Source organism: Psychrobacillus insolitus, assembly GCF_003254155.1.
Classification (GTDB): domain Bacteria; phylum Bacillota; class Bacilli; order Bacillales_A; family Planococcaceae; genus Psychrobacillus; species Psychrobacillus insolitus.
Genome location: NZ_QKZI01000001.1, coordinates 185,894 through 203,102 on the forward strand (window position 1 = coordinate 185,894; position 17,209 = coordinate 203,102).

General features: G+C 37.2%; 16 protein-coding genes and 1 pseudogene. 12 read left to right on the plus strand and 5 right to left on the minus strand.

What is annotated here, in order from left to right:
• Positions 1-231: 231 nt before the first annotated feature.
• The 5 genes from C7437_RS00855 to C7437_RS00870 all read right to left on the minus strand — a co-directional run bounded on the left by C7437_RS00855 (position 232) and on the right by C7437_RS00870 (position 5,635).
• On the minus strand, positions 232-2,040 hold the full coding sequence (locus C7437_RS00855; RefSeq protein WP_245909175.1) for a sulfatase family protein: 1,809 nt from the start codon (positions 2,038-2,040) through the stop codon (positions 232-234).
• 688 nt (positions 2,041-2,728) lie between these two features.
• Positions 2,729-2,869: a hypothetical protein gene (locus C7437_RS16810; protein ID WP_170122285.1), complete on the minus strand. Its 141-nt coding sequence runs from the start codon at positions 2,867-2,869 to the stop codon at positions 2,729-2,731.
• 80 nt (positions 2,870-2,949) lie between these two features.
• Complete coding sequence (locus C7437_RS00860) at positions 2,950-4,731, minus strand: hypothetical protein (RefSeq protein ID WP_111437762.1); 1,782 nt, start codon at positions 4,729-4,731, stop codon at positions 2,950-2,952.
• Positions 4,732-4,747: 16 nt separating this feature from the next.
• Entirely contained in the window at positions 4,748-5,173 is a 426-nt protein-coding gene (locus C7437_RS00865) for a prepilin-type N-terminal cleavage/methylation domain-containing protein (protein ID WP_111437763.1), read from the minus strand.
• A 24-nt stretch (positions 5,174-5,197) separates the two neighbouring features.
• Complete coding sequence (locus C7437_RS00870; protein WP_170122286.1) at positions 5,198-5,635, minus strand: PulJ/GspJ family protein; 438 nt, start codon at positions 5,633-5,635, stop codon at positions 5,198-5,200.
• 357 nt (positions 5,636-5,992) lie between these two features.
• On the opposite strand from C7437_RS00870, the gene C7437_RS00875 reads away from it, so the two are divergent.
• The 12 genes and pseudogenes from C7437_RS00875 (at position 5,993) to radC (ending at position 17,142) form a co-directional block, all read left to right on the plus strand.
• Entirely contained in the window at positions 5,993-7,366 is a 1,374-nt protein-coding gene (locus C7437_RS00875) for a VanW family protein (RefSeq protein WP_170122287.1), read from the plus strand.
• 21 nt (positions 7,367-7,387) lie between these two features.
• Positions 7,388-9,052: a GspE/PulE family protein gene (locus tag C7437_RS00880; protein ID WP_111437766.1), complete on the plus strand. Its 1,665-nt coding sequence runs from the start codon at positions 7,388-7,390 to the stop codon at positions 9,050-9,052.
• 10 nt (positions 9,053-9,062) lie between these two features.
• Positions 9,063-10,103 carry a type IV pilus twitching motility protein PilT gene (locus C7437_RS00885; protein ID WP_111437767.1) on the plus strand — a complete coding sequence of 347 codons (1,041 nt, stop codon included), beginning with the start codon at positions 9,063-9,065 and terminating at the stop codon, positions 10,101-10,103.
• Positions 10,103-11,308: pseudogene (locus tag C7437_RS00890) on the plus strand (type II secretion system F family protein). Before C7437_RS00885 ends, C7437_RS00890 begins: the two are co-directional and overlap by 1 nt.
• A 145-nt stretch (positions 11,309-11,453) precedes the next feature.
• The gene (locus tag C7437_RS00895; protein ID WP_111438948.1) at positions 11,454-11,870 is read left to right on the plus strand and encodes a type II secretion system protein; all 417 of its coding nucleotides are present in this window, start codon (positions 11,454-11,456) and stop codon (positions 11,868-11,870) included.
• 127 nt (positions 11,871-11,997) lie between these two features.
• Positions 11,998-12,972 (plus strand): type IV pilus biogenesis protein PilM, encoded by a 975-nt coding sequence (gene pilM, locus C7437_RS00900; RefSeq protein ID WP_111437768.1) that lies wholly within the window; start codon positions 11,998-12,000, stop codon positions 12,970-12,972.
• On the plus strand, positions 12,972-13,574 hold the full coding sequence (locus C7437_RS00905; RefSeq protein WP_111437769.1) for a PilN domain-containing protein: 603 nt from the start codon (positions 12,972-12,974) through the stop codon (positions 13,572-13,574). Before pilM ends, C7437_RS00905 begins: the two co-directional genes overlap by 1 nt.
• Positions 13,571-14,266, plus strand: coding sequence for a potassium transporter (locus C7437_RS00910; protein ID WP_111437770.1), 696 nt, complete (start codon positions 13,571-13,573; stop codon positions 14,264-14,266). The genes C7437_RS00905 and C7437_RS00910 overlap by 4 nt, the downstream gene beginning before the upstream one ends.
• A 12-nt stretch (positions 14,267-14,278) precedes the next feature.
• Positions 14,279-15,034: a prepilin peptidase gene (locus tag C7437_RS00915; protein WP_111437771.1), complete on the plus strand. Its 756-nt coding sequence runs from the start codon at positions 14,279-14,281 to the stop codon at positions 15,032-15,034.
• Positions 15,035-15,120: 86 nt separating this feature from the next.
• On the plus strand, positions 15,121-15,750 hold the full coding sequence (locus tag C7437_RS00920) for a hypothetical protein (RefSeq protein ID WP_111437772.1): 630 nt from the start codon (positions 15,121-15,123) through the stop codon (positions 15,748-15,750).
• A gap of 93 nt (positions 15,751-15,843) precedes the next feature.
• Entirely contained in the window at positions 15,844-16,443 is a 600-nt protein-coding gene (locus C7437_RS00925) for a Maf family protein (protein ID WP_111437773.1), read from the plus strand.
• Positions 16,444-17,142, plus strand: coding sequence for a RadC family protein (gene radC / locus C7437_RS00930; RefSeq protein WP_111437774.1), 699 nt, complete (start codon positions 16,444-16,446; stop codon positions 17,140-17,142).
• Positions 17,143-17,209 lie beyond the last annotated feature (67 nt).

The window sequence follows — 17,209 nt, forward strand, 5'->3', positions numbered from 1 at the left end:
CTCCTCGGCGCTGTATGTGTTTTTCTAGCGTAGTTTAGTAACCTTTCCCTGTGTCAGCCACAAATAAAGAGCATTTGAGTCTGACACAGGGAAAGGGCGCGGTTTCGTTTGGAATTTGCTAAAGCAGGCAGATTTTTTGAAAAGTAGGAAAGAGCCAAGAAAGTTAATGCTGCACTTTCTTGGCTCTTCTTCATTTTGATTCTTCTGTTGCATTCCATAAAAGAATTGTAGTCAATCGTCAGAATCCTGTCTAATTGTTTCTAACTTAGAGTCTGGAAATTCATCACTGGACGGAGTCAGCCTTTTTTGCTTGCTTTGTTCCTCCAAGAGTTTGGTCATTATTGTTTGAATAATATTTGTTTCTATATTTACATTTGTAGGATCGGCTAAGTTTTCTACTTCATACGGATCTAGTGTTACGTTGTATAATTCAAATTGATCGGGTACAGGTTCTGTTTTCGTCCTTATTTTTGAAACAGAAATGGATGTACTGATATCAACGGGAAACTGCACTTCTATCTCTGCTACTTGATCCTGGACATACGCGTCACTCCAAAACTTAGGGTTATCATAGTAACGTGAGAGTTTCCAAAGCTCATTTTCCTTATTCTTACCTGTTTGAAGATAGGCGATTACGGTTTCGATATGGTTAGGCTGGGAGACTGAATTGTATGGCTTACCAGCAAAGTTAATTTGATTAGAACCTCTTGTTACATCATCATCCGTCATAAAGTAAACCGGTTCATTTGCCCGTAAAAAGTCAGTTTTTCCAAGTAGTAATCTACTAAGATCACGCCCTACAAGTGGACGTACTTCGCTATGATCTTTACGAAGCTCTTTTCGAATATTGTCTCCATCAATATGAGCGAGACCAAGCAAGGTAGGGAAAATATCTACATGACTTGTCAACATATCCGTCATTTGGTGTTTTGGAAACAATAGTGGGTTGTGAATGATAAAAGGAACATGAATAGATTCCTCGTAAGCGTTATACCATTTTTGAAATAATCCTCCATGTGAACCTAATAGTTCCCCGTGATCGGAAGTAAAAATGATGATTGTATCTTCATAGAAATTAGAATTCTTTAACGCCTCATAAACTTTATGCATCTCACCATCTACTTGTTTTTGAAGGGAGTAGTAAAGTTGTCGATAAAAAAGGCTATCTCTTGTTGGCTGAAAAGTTTTGGGATATGTGTCACGATAAATCGCTTGGGCGGTAGGCTTTGTTAGTAGCGATTCATTGGCTGTAGGAGCAGGTGGAATTACTGGTACGGATGAGTCTATTTCAAAATTATATAAAGGGGAGTGTTTCGTAAGTTCTCCATATAAAGCAATATCATGAGGGTTTAGGAATGAAGATACGATTAACCAAGGTTTGGCATCTTTTTGACAAGACTCTTCTTCAAGAGCATGGATTAAATTAACCACCTCTCTCGAATACACCTCATCACGACCTTTCGTTCCAATACCTGCGGAAGAAGCGGAATTATGTGGATCCGTACCATGAGGTTCTGGGCCAACCCAACCGGAAAACCCAAAATTATCTAAACGGTTTGCATCAACATAGAGTTTTTCGATTTTAGGCTCTGGAACACCGGTAGTCGGATCATAACTTGGCATAGCATTATGTGTCCCGGGAAATAAAATATCCTGAACAGAAACATGCCATTTCCCTTTCCAATAGGTTTGGTAACCAGCAGTACGAAAATAATCCCCGATTGTCGGGACAGTATTTGGATCAAGCCAAAATATATCATGATCAAACAACTCCGAAGCCCCACCAACCGTTTTCGTTAAACCATGTAACGATGGATACTGCCCAGTATATAAAGTGGCTCGACTTGGAGAACAAGCAGTGCTACCAATATAATGATTGCGAAACTCCATCCCGTTCTGAAGCAATAATTCCTGCGTTTTTAAATTTTCCTTACGCCACTTTTTTAGTTCCTCATTTTCATAAGCAGTAGGAAATCTTTCTTCATCCACAATAAATATGAGGAAATTTGGTCTTTTTTCATTCGAAACTTTCCTTTTCACAAAACCCTCTCCTTTTTCAACCATATTCACTATATTATGATTGTAATCGAGGGGATGATTGTGCATAATAGCCACTTCATGGAGCGCTTCTAACAAAATGGAACGGCGTATAAAAACCAACCCACCAAAGAATAGTCCCCAATTTCATAATTGAGCAAAAGTCATGTACGACATATTTTTAGATAAGTGCAAACATATGAGAAAAGTCCCCATTTTCACTTATTTACGGTTAAGTCGTATATCGATTTTGCTATATTTTATAAATCGCGAAAAATAATTTAAGCAGAAATATTAAACATGTAGAAGAGGTGGATGATAATTTAATTTGATGGTTTACAAAACACTAAGTAAGTCGCAGGTAGTTGGTCGTTTTCTAAGAGAACCCCGGCCCCGCCCCTGTGTTAGACTCAAATATTTTTCCAATTTGTGGCTAACACCGGGGCGGGTCACGAAACAAAATCCGACCAAACCAACTAAGCTTTCTTGTTTTAGACTCAAATGTTCCTCAATTTGTGACTAAAACAAGAAAGCGCTCCTCGAAACATCACCCAAAAAAATTATCTAAGTAACACAAAAAAGCGAAGTAGGAGCGCGCCAAGGAGTTAGCCACAAATTGAAGGGGCATTTGTGTCGAACTCCTCGGCGCTGTATGTGCTTTTCTAGCGTGGTTTAGTAACCTTTCCCGGTGTCAGCCACAAATAAAGAACATTTGAGTCTGACACAGGGAAAGGCCGCGGTTTCGTTTGGGTTTTTCTAAAGCCGGCAGATTTTTTGAAAAGAAGGAAAGAGCCAAGAAAGTTAATGCTACACTTTTTTGGCTCTTCTTCATCTCGATTCTCCTGTTATTAGCGCGTGTCTGCTGCACTCGATAAATGAATTGTATATTTTATTCTAACACTTGGCACGAAATTAATTATATTCTATTTTAGTTGTAATTTCTTCCTTAGATGGTAATGAACTATCCTTAATCTCATAAGAATTTGAAGGAGTACCAGGTGTTGATGTAATGCCACAGACTGAATTAAATGTCTCCTCTTCATAGTATGAAATAAAACCATTTTCGTTTTTATTTGGAGAGCCGAGGAATATTATTTCACTTTTATTGCCTCCTGCACTATTTACGTTCACAAAACTTTTAATTGAATCGTAATCTCCATTTCTAATACATAGTTTAGACCCGTTCGAAATCTCAAATTTGGCGTTGTTAGCTGCTGCTGTAAAGCTTATGCTATCAACAACTATAGTAGAGCTTTCCATACCTGCTTCGCTATTTTGAATAAAAAATTTAGCATTACCACCAACTTGCATGTTACTATTATTAAATTTTACTACCTTTTCAAAATTAGCAATACCACCCACCTTGACATTACTGTCAATAATACCAGGTCCGGTATATCCGAATGTAGCGTTTTCTTTGACGCTAATGATACTTTCATTATATATACCATTGTTTATAATTGGAAAACTTGCTGAAGCATATATTTGAATCTGGCTGTTGTCAAAAAAATTAATTTGAGGGAAATTTGTAATACTCTTTTCAAGTGTTTTTTTGATTTCAATAGTACTGTGTTTGAAAGAATTTAAATTTTTGAATGTAGCACTGTCAGCTGATAATGTTAAATAATTAGCGTTTAAGTCATTATTGAATGTCGCCTTTTGAGGAGTATAAATAAATAAACCATCATTTACTTTATCGATAGATTCATTAGTCCCATTAATAGCGTTTAAAATAATATCGCTTTCGCTTTGTATTAACATACCTCTTCCATCCATATTAGGCATTGTAATTGTTCCACTAGCATATAAAGATAGGCGTTTGAATTGGTTATTTAAATTGTTAAAATTCAAATTTCCGTTAATATAAACTTTTGAATTTAGGGAATAAGATGGTCCATTACCTTCAAAATTTTTGCTTCCATCAGTATAAATGTTAGAATTTAATAAATTTCCTAGGTTGTTGAAACTATTATCTCTACAAGTATTATTTTGTATATTACCATTACATGGTGGAATCGGCATATTGTTTTCATCTACTATGTTTGCAGAATTCACTTCTGGAAAGGTTGGAATGGTTACTAAAGGGCTAAAGGTAATACTATCTTCTGTTGGAGTTCCGGTTCCAGGTTCGTTTCCACTTCCACTTGTAAGTGTAGTAGCAACTAGATTCAAGCCAGCTGGAAGTGCGAAAGTTGCTGAAATTATTTTGGTTTTAAGTTTGTTTTCTCCGTCAACAGAACCTGTAACATATATTGTCCAGGATTCTCCATTAGGGATTGAAGAATCGGTTTCATTTATATAATCAGTTATCTTAAAAGTGTTCGAATCAGAAACCTCAATGTTTGGACTGTTAGAATTACTCATTATGTTTCTAATTTCATCTTTTAATAACCCCATTTGTGTAACTTTAATATTGCTTATACTTGAATTGTTTAACTCATCAGCTGGAAGTCCTAAAATATTATCTTTTGCAATTTTTGAATGTTTTGCAATTAAATTAAGGGTCATCGTTTGATAATATTCAACTCCCATCTCTGCAATCGCTGTAGCTTCATAATTCTCATCCGTTTTTTCAACTTGTTTTTGTTGATTCATTGCACTTAAAGAAAATGAAGAAAAGAATATGATAATAATGAAAATAATTACTAGGGTTAGTAGGAGGGTGTAACCTTTTTCATTTTGAACTGATTTCATAATGAAGCATCTCCTTTCATTGGTTTTTTCCTGCTAGTTTACTGAAGGTTGTTTTTACATTGAATTTGATTGATGAATTGGCACGAGATTCAAGCGTTAAATCGAATATAAACTCTTTATTAGGATTAATAGTTTTTGGGACTAATAAGTATTTAATATTTTCTTTGTCAAAATCTTCATGTTTATTGTCATCGTAATTTACAGTTAAAGTATCATTGATGTTTGTTATGCTAGTGATTGTATATTTTGTATGAATTTGCTGTATCGTATTCACAATCAAGTTCGCCTCTTGTTGCAATTGATTTTGTGTAACGGCTCTATCGTTAAAATTCAACGCTTGAAAAAAGAGATTCCAAATAAGTACTGAGATCACTCCGAATAATGCAAGAGCAGCGAGCAATTCTACTAAGGTTATTCCCTTTTCGTTAAATTTTTTTGTCATAAGAAAACTCCTCTTTAGAAAAAATCATTTCTCTAAATATCCGTGGGTAGTTGTTAATGTATTGTTACCATTCATTACTTCAATTTTCATCAGGTATAAAGATTGTGCAGTTCCTGTAACATTGGCGCTAGCATTAGGGTAAATAGTCATTCTAACCTTGAAAGAATTATAATTGCCTTCGATTACTGTATTTGGTGAAGTACTAATTTTTTTTGCGTTTTCTATAGGTAAATCAGTTAATTTACTTATTTCTATTGCATCCCCATATGTTATTTTCTTCATTTTCACCAAAACTTCTTTCCCCACATTCGCTGCATCCAAATTATCGCCTGTACGATTATTCATATTCGCCATTTGTGGGAAGATTGATAGAAACATGGAGAGTACTACGGTTAGCAACACGACAGACGCTAGTATTTCTATTAATGTAAACCCACTGTTATTCTTAAGATTATGGAACATTAGGCAATCCTCCTTTTTAGGTGCGAAAATCGTCTTCATTTAGCATCTTCTTCTATTAAATGCACACATTTATTAATCATGCGATGAGGAAACTAACAGTCTACTTGTGAGGTATATAGGGTACTATAAAAATATATTTGTAAAATCTTCTAATTTATACTTGTAATTGGTACCTTAATCATATATAAATAAGTAGAAAGAATCAATTTAAATTTCAGTGCATTCAAATGTATAGATAGTAAATAGTAAAAAAGTTGTTTTTTTATAAAACAAGAGGTTCTTAATACCTATTAAATGATTAATAAATGTAAGTTATACTTAATAGATAAAGAGATTCATTATAAGGGAAGTGAACTAGTGAAAATTATTTGGAAAACAGTTGTTTTAGTTATCTTAACATCTTTTCTTTTTTATATGTGGTCCGGTAATTTCGCTCCTTTGCAGCAACAAGTAAAAGCAGAAGGGGAAGTTTCTGGTTCTACTATTGGTGGACAAGAAGTGGAATCGCTTGAAAAGGATGAAATAATTTCTGTATTAAACGCAAAAATTACTGAGTGGAAGCAAAATCCAATATTATTAACTGGTAATAATACAGATATTTCGCTAAATCCAGAGTGGTTTACCTTTGATGTCGAAGCAACTGTTGAACAGTACGAAAATCAAATGGGTACACCTTGGTATGCATTTTGGAAGTCTGCTCCAACTGTCCATATTCCTTTACAATTTACGACGAATCCAGAACTAATAACATTAATAGAAGACACCGCTCAATTGGATACAGAAGAAACGATTGCGAATATAAACAATCAAGTTGGCATTCTATCAATGGAACCAATCGAAACAATTGCACTCGATTTATCCATGTTTCAAACGGAACGTATCGCTTTTAGTTTAGAAAATATAGCGGTCAATTCAAATGGGTTAACGAATATTGTCTCTGCATTAAATGAACAAGTCATTGGAAGTGGAGAAGTTTTTTCTTTACTAGACGGTTTGAAGGAAATAAATGTAGATGCAAATAGAGAAAGTGTCGATTTTGTTGCTTCGGTTTTATATAGTGTATTACTCCAAACAAATGTTGAAATAGTGGAACGACATTCGCAGGGAATCATGCCAAACTATCTTGAACCAGGTATAGAAGCGAAAATACGTAAAAACACGAATAAAGATCTAAAGTTTATCCATACAAATAGCGCTCCAATAGTCTTAAAAGTGCAACTTAAAGGAACAGATCTATTAGTAGAGATTTACTCAGTTCCACTAGACACAGAAGCGACTTACCGAGTGGCCGATAAAGTAGAGATTAAGCCTAAAACTATTTACCGTTATTCCGCTAAGTTAAAAGCTGGACAAGAAAAACTGGTAGAAGAAGGAAAAGCTGGTTTACGCGTTTCTGTTTACCGAACTATTTCGGAAAAGAAAGGCTCTTTTGAAAAAGAAGAGTTAATTAGTGCAGATTATTATCCGCCGATCAACCGAGTTATTATGAAGTCATCTCTAGTGCCTGAAACACCGACTGTAGCAGATCCAGATTTAGAAATGGATCTGAATGGAGACGGGTTTCCAGATGTAGAGACCAAACCATCAACAGAAACGGATCCAAAAGCTAATGCCGATGGGACTAATAAAGATAAATCAACAGAAACAGAAATAGATGAAGAGACTGGATTACCTATTGGCACTGAGTACGACAAAGGTGGAAAAGTAATCGATTCAATTACAAAGGAATAACAAAGAAAGGGGGCAACGCAGATGAAAGCAAACGCGAGGAAGCGACTAGGAGACTTATTAGTTGAATCATTTGTTATAACTAACGAACAATTAGACTATGCACTATCCAATAAAAGTCGGGATGAAAAACTAGGAGACTTTCTTATTAGAGAAAATCTACTAACCGAACAACAGTTAATTGAAGTACTAGAGTTTCAATTAGGAATTCCTCACGTTAGTTTAAACCAATTTGCGATTGAACCCGAACTTATTCAATTAGTTCCGAAAGAATTGGCTAAACGAACGAATATTATGCCGATACGTAAGGAAAAAAATAAATTAATGATCGCGATGGCCGATCCAATGGACTATTTTGCCATTGAAGAAGTTCGGATGGCAACAGGATGCCAAATTGAAACGAGTATCGCTGCGAAAGATGACCTTTTCCGCACAATTTCGAAATACTATGATTTGCAAGAGTCCATGGATCAAGCAATGATGGATATGACCCCTGTAGACATAGAAAATGACACGCAAATTACGGATGAAGACTCACCGATTGTTCGACTGGTGAATCAGATAATCGCGAACGGTGTCGCGCAACGTGCAAGTGACGTTCACTTTGATCCACAAGAAACAGAACTTCGCGTACGTTACCGTGTAGATGGTGTTTTGAAAACAGAACGTGCGCTACCAAAACATATGCAAAACGTTATATTAGCCCGTATTAAAATTTTAGGAAATTTAAATATTACGGAAAATCGATTGCCTCAAGATGGCCGTATTAAAATTAACGTTAATATGAAACCAATCGATATCCGTCTATCCACTTTACCAACCATTTACGGGGAAAAAGTAGTTATGCGTATTTTAGACTTGAGCAGCGCGCTCAATAGTCTAGGGAAACTTGGATTCAATGAAAAAAATTACAAAACGTTTAGTAATATGATAAAAAAACCGAATGGAATTGTCTTAATCACCGGTCCAACTGGTTCTGGTAAATCTTCCACTTTGTATGCAGGACTAAACGTACTTAATGGGGAAGATGTCAATATTATTACCGTAGAAGATCCAGTAGAGTATCAATTAGCAGGAGTTAACCAAATACAAGTTCGCGAAGAAGTAGGATTAACATTTGCAGCTGGTCTACGTTCTATATTGCGACAAGATCCAGATATCGTAATGGTTGGGGAAATACGTGATTTAGAAACGGCGCAAATTGCTGTTCGTGCTTCTTTAACTGGGCATCTCGTACTTAGTACGTTACATACAAATAGTGCGGTTGAATCAGTTGCACGTTTGAAAGACATGGGAGTAGAACCATTCTTACTTTCTTCTTCATTAGTAGGCGTTTTATCACAACGTTTAGTTCGGAAAGTTTGCCGTGATTGTAGTGAAATGCAAATGCCGAATGAACGTGAAAAAGCTATTTTTATGGATCATGGGATGGAAATAAAGGCAGTACGACGTGGAAGAGGTTGTCCTGTTTGTAGTCATACGGGTTATCGCGGACGTATTGCGATTCATGAAATACTTGAAGTGGATGAATTTGTTAAAGATGCAATTTTAACAGGGAAAAGCGCAGCAACGCTTCGAAATTATATGAAAGAAACTGGTTATTATAACTTGCTAGAAGATGGCCTTTTAAAAGTACAAGAAGGATTAACAACAACGGAAGAAATTCTTCGTGTTGCAACAATTGATTGAGGTGGATGGGATGGGAATTTCGATAATCGACTTATTACAAAAATCGTTTCATGACCGAGCATCCGACCTGCATATCACGGTTGGACTTCCTCCTGTATTTCGAGTAAACGGTGTGTTACGAAATTTTGGTGAAGTTAAATTGAATGAAGCCGATACACGAGCTATGTTAGAAGAAATTCTACCTGCGCTTAAAATAGAAGAATTCGAAGCAAAAGGTGAACTGGACTTTAGTTACGAATTACCAGATCTGTGCCGTTTCCGTATAAATGCCTATCATCAACAATCACATGTAGCGATTGCTGCTCGTATGATAGACGCTAAAATACCGGCGATTGAAACACTTGGAATGCCGGATGTACTAAAAACACTTGCCGATAAACCCCAAGGACTCATCCTAGTAACCGGTCCAACTGGTTCGGGTAAATCGACGACGCTTGCAGCGATGATCGACTATATTAACACAACGACATCGAAGCATATTATTACGTTAGAAGATCCAATTGAGTATGTGCATTCGCATAAGAAATCAGTGATCAATCAGCGTGAAGTAGGAGCAGATACACAAAGCTTTGCAAATGGTTTACGTGCTGCACTACGGCAAGATCCAGATGTGATACTAGTTGGGGAAATGCGTGATTTAGAAACAATTTCCACAGCAATTACTGCAGCAGAAACGGGTCACTTAGTCATGGCGACACTGCATACTAGTAGTGCTCCCACAACGATTGACCGAATCATCGATGTATTTCCACCACATCAACAAGGGCAAATTCGGATTCAACTGGCGAATGTGTTACAAGGAATTATTTCACAGCGATTATTTGTTCGACATGATGCAAAAGGTCGAGTAGCTGCGACGGAAATATTAGTTCATACACCATCTGTAGCGAACCTTATTCGCAATGAAAAAGTACATCAAATCCAAAACGTCATGCAAACAAGCCGTGCGCTCGGTATGCATACGCTCGAATCCTCTATACAAAGCTTAGTTACTACAGGTAAAATTTCACTGGAATCTGCCAAGCCATTTATGAAGGTGGGTGAGTATTGATGGTTGTTTTTAAATACAACGGTCGAACCACAGGGGGAGCGGTAAAAAAAGGTACTGTAGATGCAATTAATAAACAAGCTGCCATCACGAAGCTTCGTGCGCAAGGGATTAACCCAAGGGAACTAGAAGAATCGAAAAGTCTTCTTCACAAAGAACTTTCCATTGGGGGAACAGTGAAAAACCAAGATTTTGTTGTATACAGTCGACAATTCGCAACACTCATACGCGCGGGTGTTTCTATCTTAGAATCTACTCGGATACTAGCAGACCAAACGTCGAGTAAGCCTTAAAAAAAAGCATTGCAATCAGTGGAGGAAGATGTAAAGTCTGGATTGTCATTCTCAGATGCAGCAGCCAAGTATCCGAAAGTGTTTCCACAACTATTCGTGAATATGATTCGCGCAGGAGAAGTAACAGGGAACTTGGATGAATCTTTAGAAAGATTAGCATTTTCCTTTGAAAAGCAATATAACTTGAAAAAGAAAGTACAGTCGATGATGGTTTATCCCATTTTTTTACTCATTATGACAGTAGTGGTAGCGGGTGTTCTCATGTTAACAGTTGTACCACAATTTGTGACGATGTTTGATGATATGGGAGCGGAACTACCGACCATTACAAAATTAGTGATGAGCTTTAGTGAAATACTTCAGTCTTCTTGGTATATTATCATACCGTTAGTTGTAATCGTAGTTGTCGTATTCAACTATTTTTATCAAAAAAATGAAGCATTTAATTTCTCGGTAAATGTGATTCTGCTGAGAATCCCTGTATTTGGTAAGTTGCTTCAAAAGTCAGCTATCGCTCGAATGACACGTACACTATCCTCTCTATTCAGTAGTTCGGTGCCCATCTTACAAGCACTGACCATTGTAGAGAAAGTTATCGGCAATCCAGTAGTCGCAAAAGTAGTGCGTGAATCACGGACAAGCCTGGAACAAGGAAGTACCCTAACAGCACCACTCGAAAAAAGTTGGGTTTTTCCACCTTTAGTAACCCAAATGACGGCAATTGGTGAGCAAACAGGTTCACTTGACTATATGTTAGAACGAATTGCAGTGTTTTACGAAGACGATGTAGACCGCACAGTAGACTCGTTAAAATCACTCATCGAACCACTCATGATCGTGATTTTAGCAGGTGTAGTAGGAACGATTGTAATGGCGATTATGATGCCGATGTTTAGTATGTATGAACAGATGTAACTTACTTCAGTAAATTCTGAAGTAAGTTATAGCCAAGGCGAAATTGATTATTGTTTTCAATTTGAGGAGGTGATAAGTCATGAAAACAATGATAAATGAAACACAGAACGAAATTTCTACAACAAATTCTAGGGGGAATAATAAAATGACAAAATTCAAAAAAATATTTAAAAATGAAAAAGGTTTAACACTTATCGAGCTTCTAGCGGTAATCGTAATCCTTGGAATTGTTGCAGCAATTGCTACACCAGCAATTGGGAATATTATTGATAATTCCAAAGATAAAGCAATATTATCTGATGCTGCTAGTATTCTTTCTGGAGCTAAGATTGCAATGACGGATGGAGTTTGTGCTACTGGTGTAGCAACGGTTTGTGAACAAGGTGAATTAACTGGTTATGTAGATGGTATTACTAAAGGTACTTACTCTGCAACAAAAACAGATACAGGTTGGACTGTAACATATTCTCAACTCGGCATTCTTAAAAATGCCAAATACTCAACTGTGAAATCTACTAATCCTGTGACTGAAATACTATTAAATGTTGCACTTCAAGAGTAATATTTTACCACAGCAGGCACCAGCCTGCTGTATCTCTTATTTTCACATTTGAGCAAACGAACAATTCGTTTCCTGAAACGTGAAACTAATCTAGAATAGAGATAGAAAGTTAAGGGGGTTACCGGCTATGTTCAAAAGTAAAAAGAATCGTTTTGTTGCTTTGGAAGTGAATGAATATGTCATCCGAGCAATTGTGATGAATAGCCTAGATATAAAACAGGCCGTAGTGTATGAGCATCCGTTACAACCTGGAATCATTGAAAGGGACACAATTCGAGATGAGATGGCTTTATTTGATGAATTGAAAGCGCTTGTACCTGCATGGGGAATTAAACGACATGATGTGCGTTTTTTTGTGCCCGATAGTTCGGTGATGATGAAGTCATTTGAACATCCTACTGATGTAGTAGCCGGTAAGTTAAAGGCTTATGTGGAGATGGAGCTTGGACGCACGATTCACTTGCCTTTTGCTCAGCCCCTTATTGATGTGTATGATGATAATCCGAATGATGGGGAAGCAACGCTTTTTGCTGCTCCATCTGATGAAGTGAGTAAAATGACTGGTTTATTAGATGATGTGTCCTTAAATCCTACTGTCGCAGATGTTCGCACGTTATCGACAATTCGCTTTTTAGAAACACTGAACGTTTTTGCGGATCACAAGAGTTACCTGATCACAGATTGGTCCATTACAGGTGTTTCGATTAGTATCTACACGCCTGGGAAGTTAGAGTTCCTGCGTTACCAAACGATCGACACAACGATGAAAAAATGGCGAAGTGGGCAAATAGATGGCGCGGAAGTGCAGTTTTCATATGACGGCGAGATCGAAGAATATCGTATGCAACTAGTCGATCAAATTGCGGAAATTGAACGTATTCTAAATTTCTATCGTTTTTCTCTCTATAAAGGAGAAAAAGCAGTAGATGAATTAATCATTTTAGGAGACTCACCGGAAATCGATCATATTGTATCTGAGATACGATCAAACTATGAAACTTCTATAACCCATATCGGAGATCAAGAAGTTCAATCACTACATCCTCAGTTGAAATCTAGACATATTTCACTTATTGGACTTGTATACAAGGAGGTCAATTAATGGTTCCAGAAATTAATTTATTACCTAAGGTTGAACGAAAACAGTCCAGTAATCTTGTCCTTATTTTAGTCGGTGTGTTATTTGGTGTCCTTGTATTATTTTTAATCATGCAATTATTTTCATTAAAAAAAGACATTAGTGTTTTAAGTTCGGAAGAAACACAGTTAGTAGAACAACGAGATGTGCTGGTTGCCCAAGTATCCTCATCTGTTTCTGCACAAGAAGCGCAAGGAACACTTGCTAGTTCTGTAACATTTGTTGAGAGTATTTCCTACCCGGTAAGCCCTTTAATAGATGAAGTACATAGGTTATTACTAGAGAACACCTACTTACGAGATTATCAGTTTGGGGAAACGGGTGTGGATCTAGTCGTAGATTTCGAAACGATGAATGATCTTTCCGTATTTGTGGAGAATTTATTAAATAGTCCTTATTTTACAGATGTCCAAGTGCAATCAATTTCTACATTTGAACCATCCGGTAATACGGAAGACACGGCGGATAGTACGGAGACTGATTTTGATGTACAATCTCGCTATTCTGCGACGTTTACACTCATGATCGACCAAGCTTATTTGAGTGCAGGGGGTGCCCGTCCATGAATGATTTGATGAGTAATAAGAAGACGGCTACTTTAGTCATAGCGGCATTCGTGGCGTTGATCCTTGGTGCGATTTATTATTTATTTATATATCCATTAAATGAAGAAAAAAACACAAAAGAATCTACTGTAACGACCGTTCAAAGTGAGATCGCGGTACTAGAAGAACAATTAGTTGCTCCTGTAGTGGTGGAAGAAGAGACGGAAGAGCAAGGATTTGATTTGAAGAAAAAAGTTCCGCCTACTCGAGGCTTAGATGAGTTAATCCGCTCGATTGAAGAAGTAGAACAAGTTACTGAATCTATTGTTGAGTCAATCGATTTTAATAATTATGACGGGCTAGTTGCTGAATCGGTACTTGCACCGACAGAAACAGAAGACGGTGTAGAAACAACAGAAGATACTACAACTACGGAAGCAACTACTGACACAGAAACCCCCGTTTCTCCAGTAGCAGGGATCGTACTTCCACCGCAGTTAAAATTACTCACTTTTAATATTTCTGTGTTAACAAAAGACTATGATCATTTCAAACTGTTTATCGAAGAGTTAGAAGCATTGGAGCGCATTGTTCGAGTAGACCAATTAAGTTTCGCTGTGCCTGGGGAAGAACAGTTTTATGCAATGGACTCGGATGAAACGGTTGCAGCAGAAATTCAAGTAACTACTTTCTACTACGATGAAGAATTGTGATGGTGACATAATATGACAATTGTCTATGCAGTTTTATTTTTACTATATGGTCTCGTATTTGGCTCTTTCTTCAATGTAGTCGGCCTCCGTGTGCCAAAAGGAGAGTCGATTGTTAAACCTCCTTCGCATTGTACGGTTTGTGATCGGAATTTGACGATCAAAGATTTAGTTCCTGTGTTTTCGTTTGTGTTTCTCAAAGGGAAATGTAGAGGATGTGGAACGAAGATTCATTGGGTGTATCCAGTGATGGAGCTTGCGACAGGATTATTATTCGCTTTTGCTTATTTGCAGCTTGGATTTTCGCTCGAGTTAATTGTCGCGATATTGTTTATTTCGATGTTGGTTATTATTACGGTTTCGGATTTAGCGTATATGCTTATACCTGATAAGATTCTATTATTCTTTATTATTCCTATTATTGCTAGTCGGTTTTTCTCTCCTCTTACCCCTTGGTGGGATAGTTTAGTAGGAGCGGTAGTTGGATTTGGTTTGCTGTTTTTCATTGCGCTCGTGTCGAAAGGTGGTATGGGCGGCGGGGATATTAAGTTGTTTTTCGTGATTGGTCTTGTATTAGGTACTGTGAACACGTTACTCACGTTGTTTTTGGCATCTATTATTGGGACTGTTTTTGGCATTATTTCCTTGCGAATCGCGAAAAAAGGACGAAAGACACCGATTCCATTTGGACCCTCGATTGCGATTGCAGCAGTCATTGCATACTTTTATGGTGATGCGTTTGTCGATTGGTATATGAATCTGTTTTATTAACTCGATAACTTTTTTGGACGAGACGACATAGGTCTCGTCCTTTTTTATATTCCACGTGTTACGGTTAGTAAAAAAGAGGTGGTCTCGTGCCAATCAGAAGGCGGAACCCGAAAAGTAAAGTTATTTTTGCGGGTATACAAGGATTAATCATTGGAGTAGTTGGAGTGTTATTATTTGGGTTTATATTGAACTTATCGAATGGTGAAAAAGTAGTGAGTAAAGGGGGAACTGCAAAAACACCAGCAACGGAAGATGGGAAGGTAGAAGTATCGGCTGAGCCTAAACTTACATTTAAAGCAAAACAATATGGCATGTTCACCTCCAAAGAAAGTGCCCTTGATTTTATGGGGGACCAGCCGGGTATAGCGGATGCTAGTATCGTTCAAGCGGGGGAGCAGTTTTTTGTGTGGACCGATTTATTTGTCAGTGAAGTGAATTCTGCTCAGTCTGATGCATTGCCTAGTTTTACGAAAACATTATACGTATCCACTAGTGGTTGTGAAGATCCTAAAGTGACCAAGTTATTTAATTCTTTACAAAAAGAAAACATTTCAAAAAAATATTTTGATACGCTTGAAAAAAAAGAAGAGTATCCGGATGATTTAGCCACTATAGTTCAAGCAGTGTCTGTATTTTCGGATAAACCATCGATTATGAGATTGCATTTGATGACCCATTATTTAGAGAAAAACACGTGTGCAAAACTAAGTTTTTAATAAAAAAAGAGGCCAAAATGCCATTTTCACGTTTTTTACACATTTTTCATTTTGATATTTCTCGAGTAAAATAATGAAAAGGGGGAATTTCAAATGAAATTCAAGACAAATAAGCAAATCATCTTAGCCACGGAGTCGCCAAGAAGAATCGAACTTTTTGGTACATTAGGACTTCCGTTTGACGTCCAAGCTTCTGGCATCACGGAACAGTTAGAGGAAGAATATAGACCAGATGATTTAGCTATTCAATTAGCGTATATGAAAGCTGAACCGATCGCTAATCTTAACCCAGATGCGATAGTAATTGCTGCAGACACTATTGTAGTGGTGGGTAATACGACTTTAGGAAAACCAAAAACAAAACAACAAGCAAAGATGTTTTTAAACCTACTGTCGGGCAAGACGCATCAAGTGATGACAGGAGTTTCTGTTCAACACGGAGATGATTACATTGGTTTTGTTTCATCGACTGAAGTTAAATTTTACGAATTACTAGAAGAACAGATCGAGGCCTATGTGGAATCAGAAGATCCTTATGATAAAGCTGGAGGGTATGGCATTCAAACGTTAGGTGGGTTATTTGTCCAAAAAATCAACGGAGACTATAATAACGTCGTTGGATTGCCTTTAAGTATGCTTTGTCGGACATTACTATTGAAAAAATTAATCTCTATCGACAAAGGAGAGGTGTAAATGACGATTAATTTACCTCCAGGACTAATGATGAAGGATGTGCATATTGCAGATCGTCCAAGAGAGAGACTCATTCGGCAAGGTGCCGAAAGTCTTTCTAACCAAGAATTGATCGCCATTTTATTAGGAAGCGGTACGAAACAAGAATCCGTTCTCCATTTGGCTAACCGAGTCCTTACCTTCTTCGAACAAATTCATGAATTAAAAAATGCCACAATTGAAGAAATTATGTCTGTAAAAGGAATCGGAAAAGCGAAAGCGGTTCAATTATTAGCTGCTGTGGAGCTTGGAAGACGCCTGTCACAGCAGCAAACAGAAGAAAAATATACGATTCGTTCCCCGCAAGATGCTGCATCCTATTTAATGCCTGACATGACATCATTGAAACAAGAACATTTCGTCGTGTTGTTTTTAAATGTCAAAAATCAGGTGCTCCATAAACAAACTATTTTCATCGGCTCCTTAAATGCCTCCATAGTACATCCAAGGGAAATTTTCAGAGAAGCAGTCAAACGTTCAGCGGCCTCCATAATTTGTGCTCATAATCACCCTTCAGGTAACCCCTCTCCTTCCTCGGAAGACATTGATGTAACGAAGCGTTTAATTGAGTCTGGCCTGATCATGGGGATCGAACTTTTAGATCATGTGATCATCGGCGATCATAAATTTATAAGTCTCAAAGAAAAAGGATACATGTGACACTGTGAATTTTCCCTTTTATCCGTTATAATAAAATGAAATGATTTTATTATAACTTATATGGTAA